At 58.9% G+C, this 6,745-nt stretch carries 6 protein-coding genes; 3 read left to right on the top strand and 3 right to left on the bottom strand.

Annotated elements, in window-relative coordinates:
• The coding region (locus DC522_RS35565; protein WP_205769887.1) for a hypothetical protein at positions 1–203 on the top strand (203 nt) is incomplete at its 5' end.
• On the opposite strand, the gene DC522_RS31985 is transcribed toward DC522_RS35565, so the two are convergent.
• From DC522_RS31985 to DC522_RS31975, 3 genes are all read right to left on the bottom strand, one after another.
• The gene (locus DC522_RS31985; protein ID WP_116532482.1) at positions 204–1,133 is read right to left on the bottom strand and encodes an ABC transporter substrate-binding protein; all 930 of its coding nucleotides are present in this window, start codon (positions 1,131–1,133) and stop codon (positions 204–206) included.
• Positions 1,134–1,205: 72 nt separating this feature from the next.
• Positions 1,206–2,234 carry a ribose ABC transporter permease gene (locus DC522_RS31980; protein WP_116532483.1) on the bottom strand — a complete coding sequence of 343 codons (1,029 nt, stop codon included), beginning with the start codon at positions 2,232–2,234 and terminating at the stop codon, positions 1,206–1,208.
• A 33-nt stretch (positions 2,235–2,267) separates the two neighbouring features.
• Positions 2,268–3,806 carry a sugar ABC transporter ATP-binding protein gene (locus DC522_RS31975; protein WP_116532481.1) on the bottom strand — a complete coding sequence of 513 codons (1,539 nt, stop codon included), beginning with the start codon at positions 3,804–3,806 and terminating at the stop codon, positions 2,268–2,270.
• A gap of 261 nt (positions 3,807–4,067) precedes the next feature.
• Between DC522_RS31975 and DC522_RS31970 the strand changes: the two genes are divergently transcribed.
• Together DC522_RS31970 and DC522_RS31965 are read left to right on the top strand one after the other, a co-directional pair.
• Positions 4,068–5,315 (top strand): ROK family transcriptional regulator, encoded by a 1,248-nt coding sequence (locus DC522_RS31970; RefSeq protein WP_116532480.1) that lies wholly within the window; start codon positions 4,068–4,070, stop codon positions 5,313–5,315.
• An 82-nt stretch (positions 5,316–5,397) separates the two neighbouring features.
• Positions 5,398–6,438: a carbohydrate kinase gene (locus DC522_RS31965; protein WP_116532479.1), complete on the top strand. Its 1,041-nt coding sequence runs from the start codon at positions 5,398–5,400 to the stop codon at positions 6,436–6,438.
• Positions 6,439–6,745: the final 307 nt, after the last annotated feature.

Raw genomic sequence — 6,745 nt, 5'->3', positions numbered from 1 at the left:
GCAATCGCCAGGTCGAAGACCGGGACCGGCGTCCGCTCGGGCAGCGGAAGCGTCGAAGAATGGTGATACATCAGACCTCATCCAAAAAAGAGACGGACGCTGCCGCAGCCGTGGTATCCGACCCGTTGCAGAGGAATGGCGGCGAAACCACCATTACAGACAGCCGAGCGTTGTTACGCACGGCTGCCTTGTTCAGTGGCTGATCAGCGGGCCGCCTGCCATCCCTTGTATTCATTCACGTTCTCACGCGTCACGAGCGTCGAGGGGAGCAGAATGACAGTCTGCTCAGGCTTCTTGCCGTTGAGGGCTTCGTTGCCGAGACGAACACCCATCTGGGCCATCACGTAAGGATCCTGGCTAGCGGAAGCTTGCACCAACGTGTTGGCCTTCAGCGCCGCCTCGATATCCGGAGCGCCGTCAACGGACGTGATGATGATGTTCGACCGGTTCAACTGTTTGGCGGCCAAGTCCGAGCCGATCGCCTGTGGATCATTGATGGTGAAAACCGCATCGACCTTCGGGAAGCGGGTGAGGTGTCCCTGCATCACGGCAAGGCCACCGTCGCGAGATCCCTTGCCGTCCTGATCGCTGGATAGAACCTTGATGCCGGCAGCCCTGCCCAGGACCTTCTTACACCCATTCACGCGATCGATGACGGCAGAAACCTGGGGTCCGTTCTGGATGATGACGTCGCCATTTCCGCCGAGCTTGTCGACAATGTACTGACAGGCGATCTCGCCGGCCTGGGTATTGTCGGTCGTGACGGTTATATCAGCGCCTTTGGCTGCCGTATCGACAGCCACCACCAGGATCCCAGCCGCCTGCGCGCGCTTGATGGCCGGCTCGATCGCATTGGGATCACCAGGATTGAGCAGGATCATATCGACGCCCGCAGCAATGAAGTTGTCGATTTGGTTGAACTGCTTGTTCAGATCGTAGTCGTAGCCAACCGTGTTGACCTTAACGTTTGGATTGATCTTCTTGGCTTCCGCCTCTGCGCCCTTTGCGAGAGCCACGAAGAAGGGGTTGCCCATGGACCCCAGGGAAATGCCGATCGACTTCAGCTCCTTGGCCGATGCGCTGCCGACCGACAGGACGAGAATGGTGGCTGTGGTGAGAAGTACCTTCTTCATGAGAGTCCTCCGTTTGCTCGGTCGTTCATTGCACCCTCACAGGAGTCGACCGCGGGTCCTGTGAGGTGACTGTTATGTCCGGGCAGAACCGGACAGGCGGTAGCGATCGAGTGCGACCGCACCGATGATCACGAAGCCCTTGATGATGAACTGCCAGATGTCCGAGACCCCGATCAGGATCAGGCCGTTCGACAGCACGGCGATGATCAAGGCCCCGATGAGAGTGCCCCAGATCGAACCGATGCCGCCAACGAAACTGGTTCCGCCGAGGATCACGGCCGCAATCGCATCGAGCTCATAGGACTGTCCGAGTTGGACTCCGTTAGCCGCAAAAAGTCGCGCGGCCGACATGACGCCGCCCAAGCCAGCCAGAAGGCCTGAGATGCCGTACACGAACAGGAGCACGACCCAGACCTTGATGCCTGACAGGCGTGCCGCGTCTGGATTGCCGCCAACGGCATAAATGTACACGCCAAGGACAGTCCGGCGCAGGATGACCCATGACACGATCACGACCGCCGCCGCGATGATCACGAGCCATGGGACGCCGAAGAGCGTACCGTTACCGATGAAGGCGAAGGAAAGGTTCGGGTTGAAGACGGTGGTGTCGTTTCCGAGCAACCGAGCAAGGCCGCGCACGGCCGTGAGCGCCCCGAGGGTTACGATGAACGGCGGCAGGCGCAGAAACGCGATGAGGACACCGTTAGCGAGACCAAGCGCCCCACCCATGAGAAGTGCCGCCGGGATCCCGAGAAGGCCCCAACCAGGAATGAGCGACGCGTAGATGGCTGCCATAGCAGAGGCCGCCAGAATCGAGCCTACAGAGAGATCGATACCGCCGGTCAAAATGACGAAGGTCATGCCGGCAGCAAGCACCGTGTTGATGGATGCCTGCTGCGTGACAATCGAAAGATTCTGCCAGCTCATGAACCGGCCAGCCGACCACGCATCGGCGACGCTACCGGACTCGGAATAGCCGGAAAGCAGTTGGAACAGGATCGCAATTAAGATTAGCACCGGCAGCATGCCAAGTGCCTGTATGGTCGTTCCAAATGCCAGCTGCTGTACCGGCACTGGTGTAACTGGAGCTGAGGAGGTCATGGTCATGGCTTCAGTCTTTCGCGGAAATCGGCCTTAGGCCGCGATAGCGGTTGCGGATGTCGCAATGGCGATGATGTTTTCCTGGGTGACCGGCAGTGCGTCAGGACCGCCAACCTCTCCGGCAATACGCCCCTCGCGCATGACGAGGACGCGATCGCAAATTCCGATTATCTCAGGCAGTTCGGATGAGATCACGATAACGCCGACCCCAGCCTTCGCGAGGTCGTCAATCAATCTATAGATTTCAGACTTCGCGCCGATATCGACGCCACGCGTCGGCTCGTCGAGGATGAGAACCCTTGGCTTCGTCTCCAGGAGACGCGATAGAAGCACTTTCTGCTGATTCCCGCCCGAGAGAGCCCCGACGGGCACGAAGGCCGAGGGCGCTCTGATGGCCATAGATTGAATGGCTTGAGCTGCTCGCTCACGCGCGCGCTTCGGATTGAGGAATCCGCCCGGATACGCATCCCGACCAATCACGCCAAGATTGATGTTTTCATCAATCGACATGTCGAGGAACAGGCCGAGCTGCTTGCGATCCTCGGTCAGGTAGACGATCCCAGAGCGGATGGCGTCGATCGGGCTTTTAATGGCACAAGGCTGTCCATCCAGCGTCAGAGTGCCAGAGAGGCAGGCATCCGCACCGTAGATCAGACGAGCCAACTCCGTTCTTCCGGCGCCAACCAGTCCCGCGATTCCCAATACTTCGCCCTCATGCAAGTCGAACGAGCTGTCGAAGACACGACGGCCGTCACCGATGTTGCGAACCGAGAGGATGACCTTGCCGCGAGATCCGCGAGCGTCATGCTCCTTTCTGTAGAAAGATGAGAGATCACGGCCGACCATCATCAGAACCACGGTTTCAGGACGAATGGCGTCGCGTTCAAGCGTCCCCACATAGGAGCCGTCACGCAGAACTGAAACGCGGTCAGACAATGCGTAGACTTCATTCATGCGGTGGCTAATGTAGACGATGGCAAGTCCATCATCCCTGAGCTGCCGAACAATGCCGAACAGCTTGTCCGTCTCGCGCTCGGATAGGGTCGTGGTGGGCTCATCCATGACAAGAATACGGGAATTGGCGTGGATGGCGCGCGCGATCTCCACCAATTGCCGCTCGGCAATCGAGAGGTCGCGTACAAGGGCGCTCGCCTTGAAGGGAGCGCCTAGGCGCCTCAGGACATTATCTGATTGTGCGATCATGGCTTGGCGGTCGACAAAACCTGCCCGGCGAAGTTCACGGCCCAGATAAATGTTCTCGGCAACGCTGAGGTTCGGCGAGAGCGCCAACTCTTGGTAGATAATGGAAATGCCAAGCGCCTTGGCCGCCATCGGGCCATGGATCTGAACCGGTATGCCATTGATCAAGATCTCCGACCCTGGATCCGGTATGTAGGCTCCCGCTAGAATCTTCATCAGGGTCGATTTGCCGGCGCCATTCTCGCCCATGAGCGAGTGGACTTCTCCAGCGCGCAAATCGAGCGAAACGCCTCGCAGCGCCTTGATGCCTGCAAATGTCTTGGAGATGTTACGCATCTCCAAGAGCGAGTGTCTTGCGGTCTCACCCGGCATGCTTCCCTCCCAAGGGTTGGGGCACCCTTTCTCCTGGCGTTTCGACCAGGCGGAGGGCTGTTCTTTGGACCTAGCCTTGCCTCAAAAGGTGCGGCTGTCAATAAATAAATCAATATGAATTATGAATTGACAAGGGCTGCCAGCCTAGCCATTTTCTTTGTGTCTGCCGAAGGGCTGAAATAAAACGGGCCTAGCGATCCGGTTCCTGAGGGTCGCAACTTAAGCACGCTCAATTGGGCAAACGGACACCGGACGGCACTGATGGTTTTCGCATCTGGCATGGCTCATACTGCGACTCACGACAGGGCGAGGGGCAGCAATCTCACGGGTGTCCGTGCCTATAACGAACGCCTGATTTTATCCCTAGTGCGCCGACGCGAGAACCTGTCCAAAGCGGATATCACGCGGGCAACAGGCCTCTCGGCTCAGACTGTCTCCGTAATCGTCCGAGCCCTCGAGGCGGACGGCCTGCTCTTGCGGATGTCGCCGCAGCGGGGTCGCGTCGGTCAGCCCTCCGTTCCTCTCCAAATCGATCCGACTGGTGCTTATTCCATCGGTCTCAAGATTGGGCGTCGGAGTGCGAACCTGGTCTTCATGGACTTTGTCGGGACCGTCTGCCGTGACATTCACTGGACCTATCCCTATCCGACCCCAACGGAGCTGTTTGCAAAGCTGGGCAGCGGCCTGACGGAAATCACCAAAGGCCTCAGCGACGCGGAGATCCAACGCATTGCCGGGATTGGAGTGGCCGCTCCGTACGAGCTTTGGAACTGGACGGAGGCATTAGGCGCACCACAAGAGGTGCTGGACGCCTGGCGTAATTTCGACATCCAAACCGAGATCAGCGCACTGAGTCCCTTTCCCGTTATCGTCTCTAACGATGCCACGGCCGCCTGTGGCGCCGAGCTCACCTTCGGGATCGGGCGCGAGCATCCTGATTTCGTCTATTTCTTCGTTGGCTCCTTCATCGGCGGCGGAATCGTCCTGGGACGAAGCCTCTATCCCGGCCGCTTTGGCAATGCTGGTGCAGTGGGGTCGATGCCCATCCCGCGTTACGGACTGCAAGGCGCAGGCGTCGGGAACGCCGGCGGCTCACAACAACTCATTGCACTGGCATCGCTGGTGCGCCTTGAGGAGCGTCTTGCGTCTAAGGGCCATGATCCACTGTCGATTTTTCAATCTCCGTCGGAGTGGCAACCCATCGGCCCGTTGCTCGACGAGTGGATCGACGAAGCCGCCTATGGGTTGGCCCACGCCATTGTGGCGTCCGTTTCGGTCATTGATTTCGGAGCAGCAATTATCGATGGCGCCTTTCCTCCGGATGTTCGTCGTCGGCTTGTGGCGCGAACAAGAGAGCGGATTGCCGAGATCGATCTTCAGGGCCTTTCGCCGTTTCAGGTTCTTGAGGGCTCCATTGGCGCCAACGCCCGCGCGATAGGAGGAGCCAGCCTTCCGCTCTTCGCGAAATACCTTCTCGATCGCGACGTGCTGTTCAAGGAGGAGGTTTGATGCGCCGAGCGTCCGACCCAGGCTCAGATTTCGATCGATTATCTGATGACCCGCCGATTTCCTAACGATGTGAGATGCGAGCATGATCCTCGTCTGTGGTGAAGCCCTGATCGACCTTTTCGTGAATGATGGTCCGTTGGGCGGCCTCAAGACGGAGGTCGCCCTTGGAGGGTCGCCTTTCAATGTCGCCATTGCGCTGTCGCGCCTCGGCGAACGCTCCTCTTTCTATGGAGGCATTTCGACGGATCATTTCGGCTATGCTTTAAGGGAAACGCTTGCATCCGAGGGTGTAGATCTCGCCTACGCCGTTCGCTCGGGGCGGCTGACAACGATCAGCGTCGTGGCAACGGATGAAACGGGTCACCCAGCCTACTCCTTTCACGGCGAAGGCAAAGCTGATCGTCAAGTCACGGAGGCAGACTTGCCGCCAATGCTTCCAGACACCATCGAGGCTATCACGTTCGGCTCGTATACGATGGCCGTTGCGCCGGTCGCAAATACCTATCTCGCTCTTGCCAGACGGGAGTCGGAACGTCTGACGATCTCCATCGATCCAAATGTCCGGCCGACAGTGACCCCCGATATGAAGGAATGGCGTGATCGCTTCGAGACTTTCCTTCCTTATGCCAGTATCGTCAAGGCAAGCGATGAGGATCTTGTTACAGCCTACGGCCCGGACGTTGATGTCGAAGGCCTTGTCCGGCATTGGCACACGGCCGGCCCCTCACTGATCTTGGTGACACATGGAGCAACCGGCGCAACCGGCTATCTTCGCGGACACACGCCTGTCGCGGTCCCAGGTCGTAAGGTCGTTGTTGTCGATACCGTTGGAGCGGGGGACACCTTCCATGCGGCTGCCTTGGCCTACCTTGCCAAGATCGGGCGTCTGGCTCGTTGCCGGTTTCAGGACCTGACCATCGCCGAATTGCAGCAGACTCTCCGATATGCAGTTGCGGCGTCGTCCATTACCTGCACGCGACAGGGCGCGAACGTCCCAACCGATGCCGAGGTGCAGAGCGCTCTTGTTGAGGAAGCACCCGAATCTGATGCGGCTGCCGCTAAGCGCTTTATGAAGGCTCTTTCAGCCGCTTTGTTGCACAGGTCGATTAGCGTTCGCACGTAGGCCCAGTGGCTCTGTCACGGGAACTTGGATAGAGGCGAAGAGGACCTGATTTCAGACGATCACTACAGTTGCGTCGTCCGTTTGCGATGTTAGCCTTGCCATCGCCTGATGCGCTCGGCGGCGTTGGTGCATGAGGGCACAACGATGCCGCCGGCGCCCCTCCATGTGAACCGCACCGGGATTCCCGGAGGCTCCAACTCCTGACAGGATGGAGCCATGACGAAGCGAACCCCCCCTTATTCACCAGAGGTCCGCGAGCGGGCGGTCCGGATGGTTTTCGATCACCGCGACGAGCACGCCTCGCAGT

Source organism: Microvirga sp. KLBC 81, assembly GCF_003075415.1.
Lineage (GTDB): Bacteria > Pseudomonadota > Alphaproteobacteria > Rhizobiales > Beijerinckiaceae > Microvirga.
This window is presented reverse-complemented; position numbering and strand designations above follow the sequence as displayed.